The organism is Amphibacillus sp. MSJ-3, from assembly GCF_018919165.1.
In the GTDB taxonomy this organism is placed as follows: Bacteria; Bacillota; Bacilli; order Bacillales; family Amphibacillaceae; genus Amphibacillus.
Map to the genome: position 1 here is coordinate 1 of NZ_JAHLQM010000027.1, position 17,012 is coordinate 17,012.

Annotated in this window: 13 protein-coding genes and 1 pseudogene; 6 read left to right on the forward strand and 8 right to left on the reverse strand. The window is 37.4% G+C overall.

The window, feature by feature from the left end; genetic code table 11:
* Window positions 1–427: 427 nt before the first annotated feature.
* The 6 genes and pseudogenes from KQI76_RS08840 to KQI76_RS08865 form a co-directional block, all read left to right on the forward strand.
* A pseudogene (locus tag KQI76_RS08840) lies at window positions 428–898 on the forward strand (transposase); the annotation flags it as partial.
* A 280-nt stretch (window positions 899–1,178) separates the two neighbouring features.
* Window positions 1,179–2,243 (forward strand): lactonase family protein, encoded by a 1,065-nt coding sequence (locus tag KQI76_RS08845; RefSeq protein ID WP_216399955.1) that lies wholly within the window; start codon window positions 1,179–1,181, stop codon window positions 2,241–2,243.
* 256 nt (window positions 2,244–2,499) lie between these two features.
* Window positions 2,500–2,988 (forward strand): PTS sugar transporter subunit IIA, encoded by a 489-nt coding sequence (locus KQI76_RS08850; protein ID WP_216399956.1) that lies wholly within the window; start codon window positions 2,500–2,502, stop codon window positions 2,986–2,988.
* A 36-nt stretch (window positions 2,989–3,024) separates the two neighbouring features.
* A complete protein-coding gene (locus KQI76_RS08855) occupies window positions 3,025–3,843 on the forward strand; it encodes a PRD domain-containing protein (protein WP_216399957.1) in 819 nt (272 codons plus the stop codon).
* Window positions 3,844–4,308: 465 nt separating this feature from the next.
* Complete coding sequence (gene nagE / locus KQI76_RS08860; protein WP_216399984.1) at window positions 4,309–5,763, forward strand: N-acetylglucosamine-specific PTS transporter subunit IIBC; 1,455 nt, start codon at window positions 4,309–4,311, stop codon at window positions 5,761–5,763.
* 222 nt (window positions 5,764–5,985) lie between these two features.
* The gene (locus tag KQI76_RS08865; RefSeq protein WP_216399958.1) at window positions 5,986–6,339 is read left to right on the forward strand and encodes an FIVAR domain-containing protein; all 354 of its coding nucleotides are present in this window, start codon (window positions 5,986–5,988) and stop codon (window positions 6,337–6,339) included.
* A 102-nt stretch (window positions 6,340–6,441) separates the two neighbouring features.
* Here KQI76_RS08865 and leuD read toward each other — a convergent pair whose 3' ends face one another.
* The 8 genes from leuD to ilvD form a co-directional block, all read right to left on the reverse strand.
* Window positions 6,442–7,032, reverse strand: a complete 591-nt coding sequence (gene leuD / locus KQI76_RS08870) for a 3-isopropylmalate dehydratase small subunit (RefSeq protein ID WP_216399959.1) — start codon at window positions 7,030–7,032, stop codon at window positions 6,442–6,444.
* A gap of 27 nt (window positions 7,033–7,059) precedes the next feature.
* On the reverse strand, window positions 7,060–8,463 hold the full coding sequence (gene leuC / locus KQI76_RS08875; protein WP_216399960.1) for a 3-isopropylmalate dehydratase large subunit: 1,404 nt from the start codon (window positions 8,461–8,463) through the stop codon (window positions 7,060–7,062).
* Window positions 8,464–8,474: 11 nt separating this feature from the next.
* A complete protein-coding gene (gene leuB, locus KQI76_RS08880) occupies window positions 8,475–9,554 on the reverse strand; it encodes a 3-isopropylmalate dehydrogenase (RefSeq protein WP_216399961.1) in 1,080 nt (359 codons plus the stop codon).
* 15 nt (window positions 9,555–9,569) lie between these two features.
* Window positions 9,570–11,093 (reverse strand): 2-isopropylmalate synthase, encoded by a 1,524-nt coding sequence (locus KQI76_RS08885; RefSeq protein ID WP_253288887.1) that lies wholly within the window; start codon window positions 11,091–11,093, stop codon window positions 9,570–9,572.
* Window positions 11,080–12,111 (reverse strand): ketol-acid reductoisomerase, encoded by a 1,032-nt coding sequence (gene ilvC / locus KQI76_RS08890; protein WP_216399963.1) that lies wholly within the window; start codon window positions 12,109–12,111, stop codon window positions 11,080–11,082. The genes KQI76_RS08885 and ilvC overlap by 14 nt, the downstream gene beginning before the upstream one ends.
* Before the next feature lie 87 nt (window positions 12,112–12,198).
* Window positions 12,199–12,723, reverse strand: coding sequence for an acetolactate synthase small subunit (gene ilvN / locus KQI76_RS08895; protein ID WP_216399964.1), 525 nt, complete (start codon window positions 12,721–12,723; stop codon window positions 12,199–12,201).
* Window positions 12,720–14,441 (reverse strand): biosynthetic-type acetolactate synthase large subunit, encoded by a 1,722-nt coding sequence (gene ilvB, locus KQI76_RS08900; protein ID WP_216399965.1) that lies wholly within the window; start codon window positions 14,439–14,441, stop codon window positions 12,720–12,722. The genes ilvN and ilvB overlap by 4 nt, the downstream gene beginning before the upstream one ends.
* 368 nt (window positions 14,442–14,809) lie before the next feature.
* Window positions 14,810–16,477, reverse strand: a complete 1,668-nt coding sequence (gene ilvD / locus KQI76_RS08905; RefSeq protein WP_216399966.1) for a dihydroxy-acid dehydratase — start codon at window positions 16,475–16,477, stop codon at window positions 14,810–14,812.
* Window positions 16,478–17,012 lie beyond the last annotated feature (535 nt).

The following is a 17,012-nucleotide window of genomic DNA, read 5'->3' on the forward strand; positions in this document are numbered from 1 at the left end:
CGAAGTCTACATGACCGTTATGAATTTTTGCGTTATAAATCTTAATTGAACCGCCGTATACGGAACCGTACGTACGGTGGTGTGAGAGGACGGAGGCTAACCGCCTCCTCCTACTCGATTCATCACCTCTTAAATGTTTTTGAGGTGTCACTCCGTGATTTACACTCTGGGTGGACGCTTTCCGCGGGCACGACCTGGGGCGCACAGGATGTGGGTCAGTTAGACGTTGCCACAGGGCGTGGCGGTTTTAGTCTAACATTCCTTATTGCTCCACTCCCGTGTCGCAATAAGGATTTTCGGACTCGTGGGACTGGGACTACGGTTACTCGTCCCATCGAAGACCGTTTACTGTTCCCGCTGGAGTCGCCACCCGCCGTTCCAATCACTGGCTGGGCGCTTTGTTAAATGTATAATAAATTGAATCTTTCGATTGAAAGCTTGTTACAATGTTCAAATTGCGACAGAAGGCCAATGCGCACTTGTTTATGATGTGTTTCCGAACCCAACCGACACAAGCACGTTGATTCCTTTTCTCGATACGATCGAGGCTAGCTTTTTTGAACTGCCGGAATTCATTGTCGCAGATGTTGGATATGGGAGTGAACAAAATTACGAAGATATCCTAGAAAATCGAAAATGAACGCCACTCATTGCATATAATCAATATCGAAAGAAGAAGAAAAAACCGGGTTGAATTTATAGGAAAAGTAAAGTAGATGTAGAAGTAGTGTTCGGCTTCTTGAAGGCCAATTTGTGCTCCTCGCGTTTTTCCGTGCGAGGTAAAGGGTAAGTGAAAAATGAATTGGGATTTGCGTTGATGGCGGTGAATCTGAGGAAGTTTATTGCCAGAAGCAACAATCCAATAATAGAAGAAAGAAAAAAACACTTTTTTGGGTAGTTATGTCTCTGTCCCTTTTAAAATTAAAGTAATTCTTTTTGTAGTGAGAGAGTTCTCCATCGTCAGCTACCTAATAGTTAAACGGGTAAGTTTTATGATTGCAAATACTTCCCTTATCATTCAAACTTTCTCAAGTGTGATTGAAGTGGAGGTCTTATAGTCGGTCGATCTAAGATAAGTGCTTTTTTGAAGCTTAAATCAACTCATATCGTATCAATAGTGATTGGTTTAGATTTTTGTTATACTGTGATTAGTAAATTTGAATAAAGGAGTTGTTTTAATGACAACTAAAATAAGTGGTTATTTAGGTACATATACAAAAGTAACTAGTGAAGGTGTCTATCAATTCACGCTTGATTTAGATCAAGAACAAATCGTTGATGTAACACCTGTTGCTAAGGTGGATAATCCAACATATCTGACCTTATCGGCTGAAAATCAATTTCTATATGCGGTTTCAAAGGAAGCAGATCAGGGAGGGGTAACTGCCTTTTCAATCGATCAAGTAACAGGAGGATTAAATAAACTAAATTCTCTTACCTTACCTGGATCACCTCCATGCCATGTCAGTGTCAATAAGGAAAATACAATTGTTGTGACTGCTAATTATCATACGAAACAAATTGTTTCTTATTTAATAAATCCAGATGGTTCTTTAAAGGAAATTGCAGATATAGTTGAACATAAGGGGTCTGGTCCCCATGAACGTCAAGAGAAAGCACATATGCACTATGCAGGTTTTTCTCCAGATGAAAAGTATGTTTTTGCTGTTGATTTAGGTAGTGATGAAATAACGACTTATGCGATTGACCAAGTTGGAAAATTAACGAAAGAACACGTTTTTGAAGCACCAGCAGGAAGTGGTCCACGTCACCTTACTTTTGCACCTAATGGTGAATATGCTTATGCGATGACTGAGTTATCTTCAGAAGTGCTTACACTTAAGTACAATGCGGATACAGGTGAATTCACTCAGCTACAAAGAATCAGCGCAATTCCCGAGTCATTTAATGATGTGAACGATGGGAGCGCAATCCATGTAACTGATGATGGGAAATTTATTTATGCCGGAAATCGAGGACATGGTAGTATTGCTACTTTTAGAATTGACCCTGTCACTAATCTACTTGAATTTCTTGACTGGACAGGAACAGAAGGGGATTGGCCACGCGACTTTGCCCTAACCCCAGATAACAAGTTATTAATTGCTTCAAACCAAAATTCAGGGACATTAACAGTTTTTAATCGTGATCAAAACTCTGGAAAATTGACGTTAAAGCAAGCGGATATTAAAGTTCCGGAAGTTGTTTGTGTCAAATTTATAAATAATCAAGTTGGAAAGTAAGGATCCATTTGTTAATTTCCTTTGTAAATACAGTAGACAGCTTTATTTAAAGATGATACAATATGAATAAGAAATTCAACAAATATGTTATTAATATCCAATATAATACTAATTAATTTAATAAACTCTTATGTTACTAAGTAGGATTAGGCATAGAGAAGCTTTAAAGGAATTCGCTAAGCGATAGCCTTTTGCTCTCTATGCTTTTTTATATGCATGTATAATACAGTGTAAATATTAGAAGGAGAGACAGTAGATGTTGAAGAATCTATTTAAAAAAACGACAAAAAGAGAAATTATTGCACCACTATCAGGTCAGCTTGTTTCGTTAGATCAGGTTCCCGATCCCGTTTTTGCTGAAAAAATGATGGGTGAAGGTGTTGCAATCATACCAACAGATGGAAGGGTTGTAGCTCCTGTAAATGGAAGGATTATTCAAATTCCGCAGAGTAAACATGCTGTTGGAATTGAAGCGGAAGATGGTACGGAGATTCTGATCCATATTGGTCTTGAAACAGTTCGCTTAAAAGGTCAAGGGTTTGAAGAACTTGTTAAAGTTAATGATCAGGTTAAAGTAGGTGATCCACTTTTAACTGTTGATTTAACCTTTATTGAGGATCAAGCAGATAGTACGATTACACCAGTAATTATTACAAATAGTAAGTCTGAGATGACCTATCAATTTGCCCCATATACTCAGGTTATTGCAGGGAAATCACCGATTATTACGATCGTCGAAAGATAAAATGTTAAATAATTTATAGAAAGGAGATGAAATTCAATGAAATTAAAGAAAAAGCTAAATAATAATGCAATTCTGGTTATAGACGATGATAACAAGGAAAAAGTAGCAATAGGTAATGGAATTGCCTTTGGAAAGCAGAAAAATGATGTCATTAACAAAGATAAAATAGAACAACTATTTGTGATGAAGGAGAATGAAAAACTCCAGCAACTATTGAGTCGAATTTCAGAAGAGCACTTTCTTATTTCTGAAGAAATCATCTCCTATGCCGAAGACTACTTGGGGACAAAACTAAATGAACATATCCATATTGCATTAACAGACCATATTTCATTTGCAATAGAACGAATCCAGGATGGGATTCTTTTACCAAATAAACTATTAAATGAAATTAAGATTTTATATCGTGATGAATATGAAATAGGGCTTTGGGCGGTTCAACATATTCAGAATAAATGTCAGATCGATGTTCCAATCGATGAAGCAGCCCATATTGCCTTACATATCCATACGATGAAGTTACAAGGGAGTGATTACAAACAAACGATTAAAAATACATCAATCGTCAGGGAAATGATCCAGAGTATTTTAGCGAAAATGAATGTGACTATTAAAGAAGATGATATTTCCTACCAAAGATTGGTTACCCATTTACACTTTGCCTTATCTAGGGTTGGCCAGTATGAGGTCCATCAAATGGATGAAGATATGTTATTAATGATTCAGGAGAAGTTTCCTAAATCATATCAAATAACGAAAGAAGTCACTTATGGGATAACAAATAAATATGGGGTTGAATTTCCTGAATCGGAGCTTGGTTATATAACCATTCATATTGAAAGACTGAATAAATGATAAAGTGAAACTTCAATCAGTGGGGACCACATACTCTTCTTAGTTTCCTTCGAATCATTGATGTGGGAGTCTTACTAACAGTTGCACTATGATAAACATTATTATTAACTTTACTATCTTGGAGATTACCTGACTGTAAGCTACCCTATTTCAATCATATAGGGGAAATTATCGACTTATAAATAGGCAAACAGTTAGTAAAGACCCCTTTATCCAACAAATACCCAGTGAAGATGTGGCAAATTCATTCGCTTTATCTCATTTAAGGAGGTGGTTAATAAAAGAGCTTTCAAAGGTCTTATTTCTTAAGAAAAGAAACCATGAAAGGGTGATTGCGTCATTTTTCTGTAGTATAGTCAAGAGAAGTCTACATGGAATTATATGTAAGATTATATTTGAAAGCGTTTTATAGCCAAGGGGAGTTAAGATCATCGACATATTAAAAGTAAAGGAGAGTTTAACATGATAATGAAGTATTTACAAAAGCTTGGTCGCTCACTTATGTTGCCAGTTGCAGTTTTACCAGCGGCCGCTGTATTGATGGGGATCGGTTATTGGATTGACCCAAGTGGTTGGGGAGAAGGAAGTGCAATTGCAGCTTTCTTTATTAAAGCTGGTGGTTCTATTATTGACAATATGGCGATATTATTTGCTGTTGGGGTTGCTTTCGGGATGGCCAAGCAAAAAGATGGTTCAGCAGCATTAAGTGGACTTGTTGCCTTCTTAGTTGTTACGACGTTACTATCAACAGAAACGGTTGCTTTATTGCAAGGTGTTGATGCAGACTCAGTTAATGCTGCATTTGATAAAATTGACAATCAATTTATTGGTATTATATCTGGTATTATTGCTTCAGTTATGTATAACCGATTTAGCCATGTCAAATTACCTGATGCCTTAGCGTTTTTTAGTGGTAAGCGATTAGTTCCAATTATGACGGCTGTTTCTATGTTATTTGCTTCTGCTATTTTATTTTTCATTTGGCCAGTCGTCTATACAGGACTTGTTTCATTTGGTGAAATAATTAGTGGCCTAGGTGCAATTGGTGCAGGTCTTTATGGTTTCTTTAATCGTTTACTCATTCCAACTGGCTTACACCATGCTTTGAACTCAGTCTTCTGGTTTGATGTGGCAGGTATTGATGATATCGCAAACTTTTGGTCCGGCGAAGGTGTCAAAGGGGTTACCGGAATGTATCAAGCAGGTTTCTTCCCAGTTATGATGTTTGGTCTCCCTGCTGCTGCACTAGCCATGTACCATACAGCGAAAGATAGTAAAAAGAAAACGGCAGCCTCATTATTGATGGCATCAGCCTTTGCCTCATTTTTCACAGGGGTCACTGAGCCTCTTGAGTTTGGCTTTATGTTTTTAGCTCCTGTGCTATACGTAGTCCATGCTGCTTTAACAGGTATTTCGTTATTTATCGCATCGACATTTCAATGGACAGCGGGATTCGGTTTTAGTGCTGGTTTTGTTGACTTTTTCTTAAGTTCACGATTACCATTAGCAAATAAGCCATTGATGTTAATTGTACAGGGTTTAGTTTTCGCTGTGATTTACTATGTTGTTTTCCGTGTGATTATTGTTAAATTTGATCTGAAAACACCAGGTAGAGTTGATGATGAGGTTGATCCAAATTCCGATGATGCTGTGATAGGAATCGATAGCACAAATAAAATAGCTGTAATGGCTAAAGAAATATATGCAGCTCTCGGTGGAGATCAAAATGTAGTTTCTGTTGATAACTGTGTGACAAGATTAAGACTTGAAGTGAATAATGTTGATGTAGTGGATCAAAAGAGAATTAAAAATACCGGGGTATCTGGAATTAAGGTTGTTGGGAAAAATGATATCCAGGTTATTGTTGGAACACAAGTTCAGTTTGTAGCGGATGAGATTATGAAAATACGGTCTAAATAGCTAAAGAGGCGATTAGAGCAAAAACTTCTCATACCAAAAAAATAATGAACAAGTGTTTCCAGCAGGAGTGATTTGTTGGAACAGAATCCTTGTATATGAGGATTCTGTTCCCTTTTGGGCAAGACTTTCTCGTAGAATAATGAAAGCGCATTCAGTGAAAGTGACAGAAAAGAGTAATTAAAGGAAGATCATTTAGATCCAATATTAGTAGATAAATCGATTTTGGCAAAACGTACAGAAGAGGCAGAGAGATTAGCTGAGTCCGATTATACAAAGCAAAGCTTTGCTAAATTAACTAAAGTGCTAGAAGCTGCCCATATGATCTTAACGGATGACGAAGCGACGCAGGAGGAAATTGATAAGGCTTTGGTGACTTTAGAGCAAGCAATTAAGGCTCTTGAAACTGTACCATCTGATTCAACAGATCCAAAAGACGAATCTTCAGTCGTTGATAAAGATGAAGATAGTGATTCACTACCAGAAACAGCAACATCAATGTATAACTGGATACTCGCTGGATTTATATTTCTATTAGCAAGTGGGCTTATGCTACTTTGGAAAAATAGAAAGGCATAAAAAAGATTATGACATGTTAAGTTTTTGCCTTAATAAAAATAAGGAGTTACTACATAATCAATTATTTAATTATGTAGCGACTCCTTTTTGTTATTTGTTTTATTAATAGACAACATGTTCTTTTTCAAATGCTGTAATTTTATCTTCGTGAGTTAAAGTGACAGAAATTTCATCCCAGCCGTTTAATAACATTTCCCGCGGGTATTCAGCTAAATCAAAGCTTGCTATAAAGCCTTTATCATCAAATACCTTCATTTTTTCAAGATCAACTGTTAGTTTATAATCGCTTGCTTCAGCATTTTTAATTAGTTGTTGTGTTTCATCCTCTTTTAGTACCACTGGAAGGATACCATTTTTGGTACAGTTATTAAAGAAGATATCAGCAAAACTAGGAGCAATAATTACTTTAAAACCAAAGTCTTCTAGTGCCCACGGTGCGTGTTCACGTGATGAGCCACAACCAAAGTTTTCACCACCAACGAGAATACTAGCATTTTTATATTTTGGTTGATTTAGTGAAAAATCCTCTTTTTTCTGATCTTTTTCATCAAAGCGCCAATTATAAAATAAATATTGGCCAAATCCTTGACGAGATATCCGTTTTAAAAACTGTTTAGGTATAATTTGATCTGTATCTACATTTGCGCGATTTAATGGGTAAACAAGACCGGTATGTTGCTTTAAGGGTTCCATCTTACTCAGACCTCCTATCAATTTTGATTAAACGAATGTTCGGACATCAACAAAATGTCCTGCAATTGCAGCTGCTGTAGCCATTTCTGGACTCACTAGATGTGTTCTTGCATCAGTGCCCTGTCTACCTTCAAAGTTACGATTTGATGTAGAGGCACAACGTTCGCCAGGAGGAACAATATCACCATTCATGGCAAGGCACATACTGCAACCGGGTTCTCTCCATTCAAAACCTGCCTCGATAAATAGACGATCGAGTCCTTTTGCTTCTGCTTGTAATTTTACCGTTTGAGATCCAGGTACGACAATAGCCTTTACATTAGGATTTACTTTACGGCCATTGATAACACTAGCCGCTTGTTCTAAATCTTGAAGTCTTGAATTCGTACAAGAGCCAATAAAAACATGTTCGATTGGAACGGTATTGATTGGGATATCGGCTTCAAGTCCCATATATTCAAGGGCATGCTTGATCTCATTTTGTTCATTTTCATTCTCCGCATGAGATGGATTAGGGATCGTACCATTAATCGATATACATTGACTTGGATTTGTTCCCCAGGTCACCTGTGGTTCTACTTCTGATGCATTAAAAGTAATTGTTCGATCGTATTCTGCACCTTTATCTGTCGCAAGTGCAAGCCATTCTTCCTTTGCTTTTTCAAAAGCTTTACCTTTCGGTGCATATTTCCTATCTTTAATAAAATCTACTGTTTTTTGATCAGGGCTTACTAATCCAGCACGTGCGCCAGCTTCGATTGACATATTGCAGATCGTCATGCGACCTTCCATTGAAAGATTTTCTATAGCTTCTCCAGTATACTCGATGACATAGCCAGTTCCAAAGTCAACGCCGTATTTTGCTATGAGGGCAAGGATTAAGTCTTTTGCTGTAACACCTGTACTAAGTGCTCCATCAACTTTTACATTTAATGTTTTAGGTTTAGCTTGCCAAATGGTTTGTGTCGCTAAAACATGTTCAACTTCACTTGTTCCAATTCCGAAAGCTAGGGCACCAAAAGCACCGTGTGTCGATGTATGACTATCTCCACAGACAATTGTTTTTCCTGGTTGAGTTAAGCCTAGTTCTGGTCCAATGACATGGACAATTCCCTGATGTTTATGGCCCATTTCCGCAAGGGGAACACCAAACTCTTCGCAGTTCTTTTTCAATGTATCCATCTGTAATTTCGATATTTCATCCTTAATTACATTTGTGTGAGTGGTAGGGACGTTGTGATCCATTGTTGCAAATGTTCGACTAGGCTGCCTAACAACTCGACCTTTAAGACGTAAACCTTCAAACGCTTGTGGTGAGGTAACTTCATGAACTAAGTGTAAATCAATATATAAAAGTGCTGGTCTTCCTTTTTCCTCATGAACAACATTTTTGTCCCAAATTTTTTCGATAATCGTTTTTGGTTTCGCCATTTTATTCACTCCTAACTGTTAATTGATGATATGTTCTTAATAATGGCCTCTGTCATTTCTTTTGTCGAGACTCTTTTTCCACCACTGACATGAAGGTCTGCGGTGTGTAAACCTTGATCAAGACAGGACTCGACAGCGGCTTCAATCGTATTTGCTTCTTTATCTAGGCCAAATGAATAACGAAGCATCATGGCACTTGATAAAATCATCGCAATAGGATTAGCAATACCTTTACCAGCAATATCTGGTGCTGAACCATGTGCAGGTTCATAAAGGCCAACACCATTTTCCGCCAAACTAGCTGAAGGTAACATTCCAAGTGATCCTGTTAATACGGATGCTTCATCGCTTAGAATATCACCAAACATATTCTCGGTTACGATGACATCAAATTGATTTGGTTGTGTAATTAGTTTCATCGCAGCAGCATCAACTAAGCAGTGATCAACCTCAACGTCTGGGTAATTTGCTTTCTGTTCCTCAACGACCTCACGCCATAATTTACTTGATTCTAATACGTTTGCCTTGTCAACAGAGGTTAGTTTTTTTCGACGTAATTGCGCACTTTCAAATCCTTTCTTTACAATCCGTTCAATTTCAGAGCGGGAGTAAACGAGCGTATCTACAACACGTTCACCATTGTTTTGTCTTTCGCTTGGTCGACCAAAATATAATCCACCAGTTAATTCTCGAACAATTAGTAAATCACTCCCGTTGATAATAGCTTCTTTTAATGGTGAAGCATGTAATAATTGTTTAAAACCTTTTACTGGTCTTAAATTTGCATATAGATCTAAGGCTTTTCGAATGCCCAACAAACCACGTTCTGGGCGTAAATGGGATGGATTATTATCCCATTTCGGACCACCAACAGCACCAAGTAGAATCGCATCAGCTCTCTTCGCAGCTAGGATCGTTTGTTCAGGGAGGGGGTCGTTAACTTTATCGATTGCACTTCCACCAATTAATTGATGTTCAAAAATGAATTGATGGTTAAATTTACTTGCAATTGCCTCTAACACGGAGGTAGAACTGGCCAATATCTCTGGGCCTATTCCATCACCAGGCAGTAAGACAATCTGTTTCTTCATTGTTCTTTCCTCCTCTTAATCTACCTTTAACTTAATGAAAACACGATTGACTGCATTTAAGAATGCATGTGCTGCTGCTTCAAGAACGTCCTGTGCTGTTCCACGACCGCTGACATCCTGTTCATTAATTTTTAAATGCACATGGACTTCAGCTAAGGCATCTTTTCCTTTGCCAATGGAACTTAAGGTAAAGTCCGTCAATTGTACTTTTTCCTCAATTAATGATTCAATCGTATTATAGAGAGCTTCAACGCTTCCTGCACCACTTTTACTTCCAGTTACAATTTTTTGGCTAGGGGTTTCTAGTGTAACTGTAGCAGTGGGGGAGTGGGTTGAGTCATATTGAACCTGAAATGACTCAAGTTGGTAATGTTTGCGATGACTCACATCTGTTTGAATATCCATTAGTAGAACAAATAGATCATCATCCGTGACTTCTTTTTTACGATCGGTTAATTGTTTGAAAGATTTAAAAGTTTCTGAAATTTTCTCTTCGGATAGGCTAAAGCCAAGTTGGACAATTCTTTCTTTAAAAGCGTGTCTTCCGGAGTGTTTACCTAAAACGAGATTATTAGATTGAACACCAACAAGTTCTGGCGTAATAATTTCATAGGTTTGAGTATTTTTTAACACACCGTCTTGATGAATACCTGATTCATGGGCAAAAGCGTTTCTCCCAACAATGGCTTTATTGCCAGGTACAATCATTCCGGTTAGTTTACTGATCATGTCGCTTGTACGTTTAATCTCATTTAAAACGATTTGTGTATGATAAGGATAGAAATCTTTTCTGATTTCAAGTGCAACAGCTAATTCTTCTAAAGCAACATTTCCTGCCCGTTCACCAATTCCATTAAAGGTTCCCTCAACTTGTGTGGCGCCATTTTGAATACCAGCAATTGTATTGGCTAAAGCCATACCCAAATCATCGTGGCAATGTGTTGATAAATCAACTTGATTAATATTTGCTACATTTTCCTTAACATATTTAAACATTTCACCATACTCTTTAGGGGTTGTATAGCCAACCGTATCCGGTAAATTAATGACTGTAGCACCTGCATCAATGACTTTTTCAATAATGGTTGCTAGAAAGGGCAGATCAGAACGTGAAGCATCTTCAGCTGACCACTCGATATCGATACATTTATCTTTAGCGTATTTTACCATTTCAACAGCGATATCAATAACTTCTTCAGGTGTCTTTTTTAATTTGTCTTTCATATGGATAGGGGAGGTTGCAATAAAAACATGAATTCGCGGCTTTTTTGCTTCTTTTATTGCTTCCCAAGCTTGATCAATATCATTTTTATTTGCTCTTGCCAATGCTGTCACTGTAGATTCTGTAATCGTTTGTGCAATTTTCTGAACGGCATTGAAATCACCTTGTGAAGAAGCAGGAAATCCTGCTTCTATCACATCTACCCCTAGGCGTTCTAGTTGTTTGGCGATTTCTAATTTTTCAAGTTGATTCAAATTCACACCGGGTGATTGTTCACCGTCCCTAAGTGTTGTATCAAAAATCTTAATTTGAGTCATCTGAGACCACTTCCTTTTTAGCATTTGTTCTTTGCTTAACAAATGGCATTAAATCACGAAGTTCTCGACCTACTTTCTCAATTTGGTGATTGTTCTCAGCTTTATTAATTGCATTAAATTGTGGGCGATTAGCTTGGTTTTCAAGGATCCAATCTTTTGCAAATTTACCTGTTTGAATATCAGTTAAGACTTCCTTCATTCGATCTTTTGTTTCAGCATTTATGACACGTGGTCCAGAAATAAAGTCTCCCCATTGAGCGGTATCCGAAATAGAATATCTCATTCCTTCAAGGCCGCTTTCGTACATTAGATCAACAATTAGTTTTAGTTCATGCATACATTCGAAATAAGCTACTTCTGGTTGATAACCAGCTTCTACTAGTGTTTCAAAACCTGCCTTAACTAGACTTGTAGCACCACCACAAAGTACCGCTTGTTCACCAAAAAGATCTGTTTCAGTTTCTTCTTGGAAAGTTGTTTCGAGGATACCGGCACGTCCAGCTCCAATCCCTTTAGCATAAGCCAAAGCCAAATCCTTTGCTTTTCCTGTATAGTCTTGATAGATACCATATAGAGCTGGTACACCTGCACCTTCTTCATAAGTACGACGAACAAGATGACCAGGACCTTTTGGTGCTACTAGGAAAACATCAACATTCTCAGGTGGTGTGATTTGGCTAAAGTGAATATTAAAGCCATGAGCAAAGACAAGTGCATTTCCTTCTTCTAAATTATCTTTAATACTCTCTTGATAAACTTGTGGTTGCAATTCATCTGGAAGTAAGATCATGATGATATCTGCTTCCTTACTTGCTTCAGCAACTGTTTTTACTGCTACACCATCTTCATAGGCTTGATCCCATGATTTACCTTTTCTAACACCAACGACAACATCAAAACCACTTTCTTTTAAGTTAAGTGCATGTGCATGCCCCTGTGACCCATATCCAATAACAGCAATTTTCTTTCCTTTAAGAACATCCTCTTGAATTTGATTATTGTAAACTACTTTTGCCATGAAAAATCATTCCTCTCACATTTGTTATTATTTTTTATTGTAAATGTATAAATACATATTACTTGTATCGATAGGTGCGGTGCTCCCTTAATCTAATAGAGAAAAGGGCGCTTGATCTTGAATAGGTTGTGGTTGTTGGCCACGTAAAAAGGCGGTTACTCCAGTACGAGCAAGATCTTTGATACCATATGGTTTTAATAAATCAATTAGAGCTTCAACTTTTTCTGATTTACCTGTTACTTGAATAGAAAGTGTATCCTTGCTGACATCAATAATTGTTGCACGAAAAGGTTCAATAATGCCTTGGATTTCTGATCGTAATTGTGCATTGCTTGTAATCTTAATTAATGCTAGTTCACGAGCAACGATTGCTTTATCTGTAATATCGGAAACTTTAATGACATCAATTTGTTTATTGAGTTGTTTTGTAACTTGTTCTAGTTGTTGAAAATCTTCAACATCAACAATAAAAGTTATTCGAGACATGCCTTCTTTTTCAGTGCGACCAACCGAAATACTTTCAATATTAAATTGTCTCTTTTGTAATAAACCTGTAATTCGATTTAAAACACCACTACGGTTTCTTACTTTTGCAGTAATAATGCGTTTCATGGTTTCACTCCTATCATCTCATGTAATCCTTTACCTGGCGCAATCATCGGATAAACATTTTCTTGTTGAAGGACACGAGCATCAATAAGGACAGGGCCATCTATTGCTAACAAATCAGGCAACTGTTGATCAAAATCTTCTTTTGTATCAATCCTAACTCCTTTTACTTGATAAGCCTCAGCAAGTTTAACAAAGTCTGGTTGAATATTGAAGATAGATTCTGAATAACGTTCAGAATAGAATTTTTCTTGCCATTGTCTAACCATTCCTAGTGCTTCGTTATTGACAATAATAATCTTAACTGGTAGTCGACGTTCTTGTAAGATAGATAGTTCCTGCAAGGTCATCTGGAAACCACCATCACCTACAATAGCAATGACCAGATCATTTGGTGCAGCGAGTTGGGCCCCAATTGAAGCGGGGAAACCAAAACCCATTGTTCCAAGACCACCAGAACTTACCCAGTGGTTAGGTTGATTAAACTTGTAGTATTGAGCTGCCCACATTTGGTGTTGACCCACATCAGTAACAACAATGGCCTTACCTTCTGTTTCTTGATAGACCTTATCAATTACATATTGACCAATCATATTCTTTTCTGGTGTCTTATACCATAAAGGATAATTTTCTTTATAGTCTTGGACATGCTTACGCCAGTTTGAAAAATCAGGTGTTTGATCAATTTGTTTATTCATTTCTTCTAAAGCGAGTTTTGCATCTCCAACAATGGGAATATGCGTATTGACATTCTTACCAATTTCAGCTGGATCAATATCGATATGAGCAATGATAGCCGAAGGAGAAAAGTGATCTAAGTTTCCAGTCAAACGATCATCAAATCTAGCTCCAATATTGATTAGAAGATCAGTTTCATAAAGTGCCATATTAGCAGCGTATGTCCCGTGCATACCGCCCATACCTAAAAACAAATCATGTTCACCAGGGAAGGTCCCTAAACCTTGGAGTGTGTTAACAACTGGAATTTTGTGTTTTTCAATAAAAGTAATCAATTGTTCTGATGCTTTTGCAAATTGAATACCTGCTCCAGCTAAAATAAGAGGTTTAGTCGAGTTTGAAAATGCCTCTTTTAGCTTTTTCACTTGAAGTGGATTTGGTTTTATCTTGGGCTGATAGCCAGGTAAATCAAATGCACTATCGTATGTGTCTGCACATGGATTAGCTGAAATATCTTTAGGAATATCAATGAGTACTGGACCTGGTCTACCTGTTGTTGCAATGTGAAAGGCTTCCTTAACCACCCTAGGCAAATCACTTATGTTGCGAACTTGATAATTATGCTTTGTAATCGGTGTTGTAATTCCCATAATATCCGCCTCTTGGAAAGCATCTGTTCCGATTACCGTTTGAGTAACCTGCCCTGTGAAAATGACGAGTGGTAATGAATCCATCATTGCATCTGCAATACCGGTGACAAGATTAGTTGCACCTGGACCAGATGTCGCAATTACAACTCCTGGTTTACCTGAGATTCGCGCATATCCCTCAGCAGCATGGATTGATCCTTGCTCATGCCGTGCTAAAACTTGATCAAAATGGTTTCTCTTTTTAAATAATGCATCAAAAATGGGTAATACAGCGCCACCTGGATAGCCAAATAATGTCTTTACTCCAGCCTCGAGCAATGCTTCAATTAATAGATCAGATCCCGTTTTTGGACCTTCAACGATATCTTGATCCTCATTTATTGATTTCGTCATTTAAAATCCCTCCTAATAAATAATTAATGGTATAAGTTTCATATAACAAAAAAGATCATTTCTCTCTAAATAATCTGCCGAGTTTGGCAGGATTACAAGGGAGAAAAGATCTTCACTTTTCACGGTACCACCCTGATTCACTTCATTTTAAAATAAAGTCTCATTGAGCCCTAAATTTGACTCATTTGGTAACGGGTCTTAAATATGGGACCCGGTTAAATCTAGTAGGATAAGCTCCATTCAATTTAACTACTCAAAGACGATGTCAGAATAAAATGTATTTCCGGGCTTCCAGCAACCCCGGCTCTCTGTGAATACATTGGCTTTATTCCTTTTATCTTATCATCGTATATCATTATATTCTTTTGTTAGAAATCCATAATTCCACCTGTATTAGCAGATGTAACTAATTTAGCGTATTTACCTAAATAACCGGTAGTGATTTTAGGATCTGGTTTTATCCAGTTCTGTTTTCGTTTATTCAATTCATCATCACTGACTGATAATTCGATCGTTCGTGCCGGTAGGTCAATGATAATTTCATCACCTGTTTGAACGAATGCGATCGGTCCACCTTCTTGTGCCTCTGGTGAAATATGACCAATTGAGATTCCACGAGATGCACCTGAGAATCGGCCATCGGTAATAAGTGCAACTTCTTTATCCAACCCACGTCCTGCGATAGCCGCTGTAGGAGCAAGCATTTCAGGCATTCCTGGACCACCTTTTGGACCTTCGTAACGGATAACAACAACATCGCCAGATTTGACAATACCATTATTAATACCAGCTTGGGCTTCATCTTGTGATTCAAAAACTACGGCTTTACCAACAAATCGTTTGATCGAAGGATCAACTGCACCCACTTTAATGACGGCTCCATTTGGTGCAATATTACCATATAGAATGGATAGGCCTCCTACCGGACTATATGGGTTTTCAAGCGGATGAATCACATCTGTATTTAGTATTTCATGATCTTTCACATTTTCATAGATTGTCTTTCCGGTGATCGTTATACGATCTTTATGGATAAGGCCATCTATACGACAGAGTTCTCGAATAATCGCACTAACACCACCGGCAAGATGAACATCATGCATTGTATAATTTGAAGCGGGACTAATCTTTGCTAAGTATGGAACACGCTCAGCTATTTCATTGATTCGTTTTAAATCATAATCAATGCCGGCCTCATTTGCAATTGCTAGTGTATGAAGTACTGTATTTGTCGATCCACCCATTGCCATGTCTAAAGCAAAGGCATCATCAATCGTATCTTTAGTAATAATATCACGTGGTTTAATATCTTTTTCAATTAAATCAATTAAATGATGGGCTGCTTGATAAATGAGTTCATGGCGCTCATCAGATGTAGCAACGATTGTACCGTTTCCCGGTATAGTTACTCCGAGCATCTCCATCAAAGAGTTCATTGAATTAGCTGTAAACATTCCTGAACAGGATCCACATGTGGGACAGGCTAATGTCTCAAGTTCCTTTAACTCTTGTTCGGTCATTTTTCCTGAATGTACAGCTCCAACCCCTTCAAACATAGACATTAATGAGAGATGCTCACCATCAGGTGATACCCCACCTTCCATTGGTCCACCAGATACAAAAACAGAAGGGACATTTGTTCTAACTGAAGCCATTAACATACCGGGAGTAATTTTATCACAGTTCGGGATATAAAAAACTCCATCGAACCAGTGAGCATTAATGACTGTTTCAGCGCTATCACAAATGATTTCTCGACTTGGGAGAGAATATCTCATTCCTATATGTCCCATTGCAATTCCGTCATCAACACCGATTGTATTAAATTCAAAAGGGATTCCCCCAGCTTCACGGATAGCATCTTTTACAACTTCAGCAAATTTATTCAAATGCTTATGTCCTGGGATAATATCAACATAAGAGTTACAAACACCTATAAATGGTTTACCTAAATCTTTTGTTTTAACCCCAGTTGCATGTAAAAGGCTTCGGTGGGGAGCTCGGTCCATCCCTTTCTTGATCATATCACTTCTCAATTCTCTTCGCTCCTCACGATTACGATCAATGAATAAACTGAATTCATCTATAATTCAATTAATATTCATTTATCTAAATAGTTAAAATATTATTAGTTGACGACAATCATACATCCAAAATGAATAATGGTCAACCGGTTTAGTGAAAATTTTCTGATTTTTTTGTTAAATTGTTATTTTTTATTCATCTACTGAATTGTTTATGACTTATTTAGGAAAAAGTTCTGACTAATGTTATGAAAATCTCAAAAGAAGGATAGGGATAAAATGCAATAATTCTTCAAACCTGACTATTGATAAAAAAATTAAACAAAAATTTTTTGCAGACTAAGAATGAGATTGAGAGATGACAAGCAAAAACACCTAATTTATTAAACTTACAAGAATGACTAACCGTAAATTGTTCGGGGAGGCAGTCCCGGTTCCGTTAAGTTTGGATGAAGACCTTCTATTTAAGAAAGAATTCCTTTATTGGAGATGGTCTGACTGTAAGCCTCGATTATTTGAAAGTTCACATTAATTAATCTAAAATTAG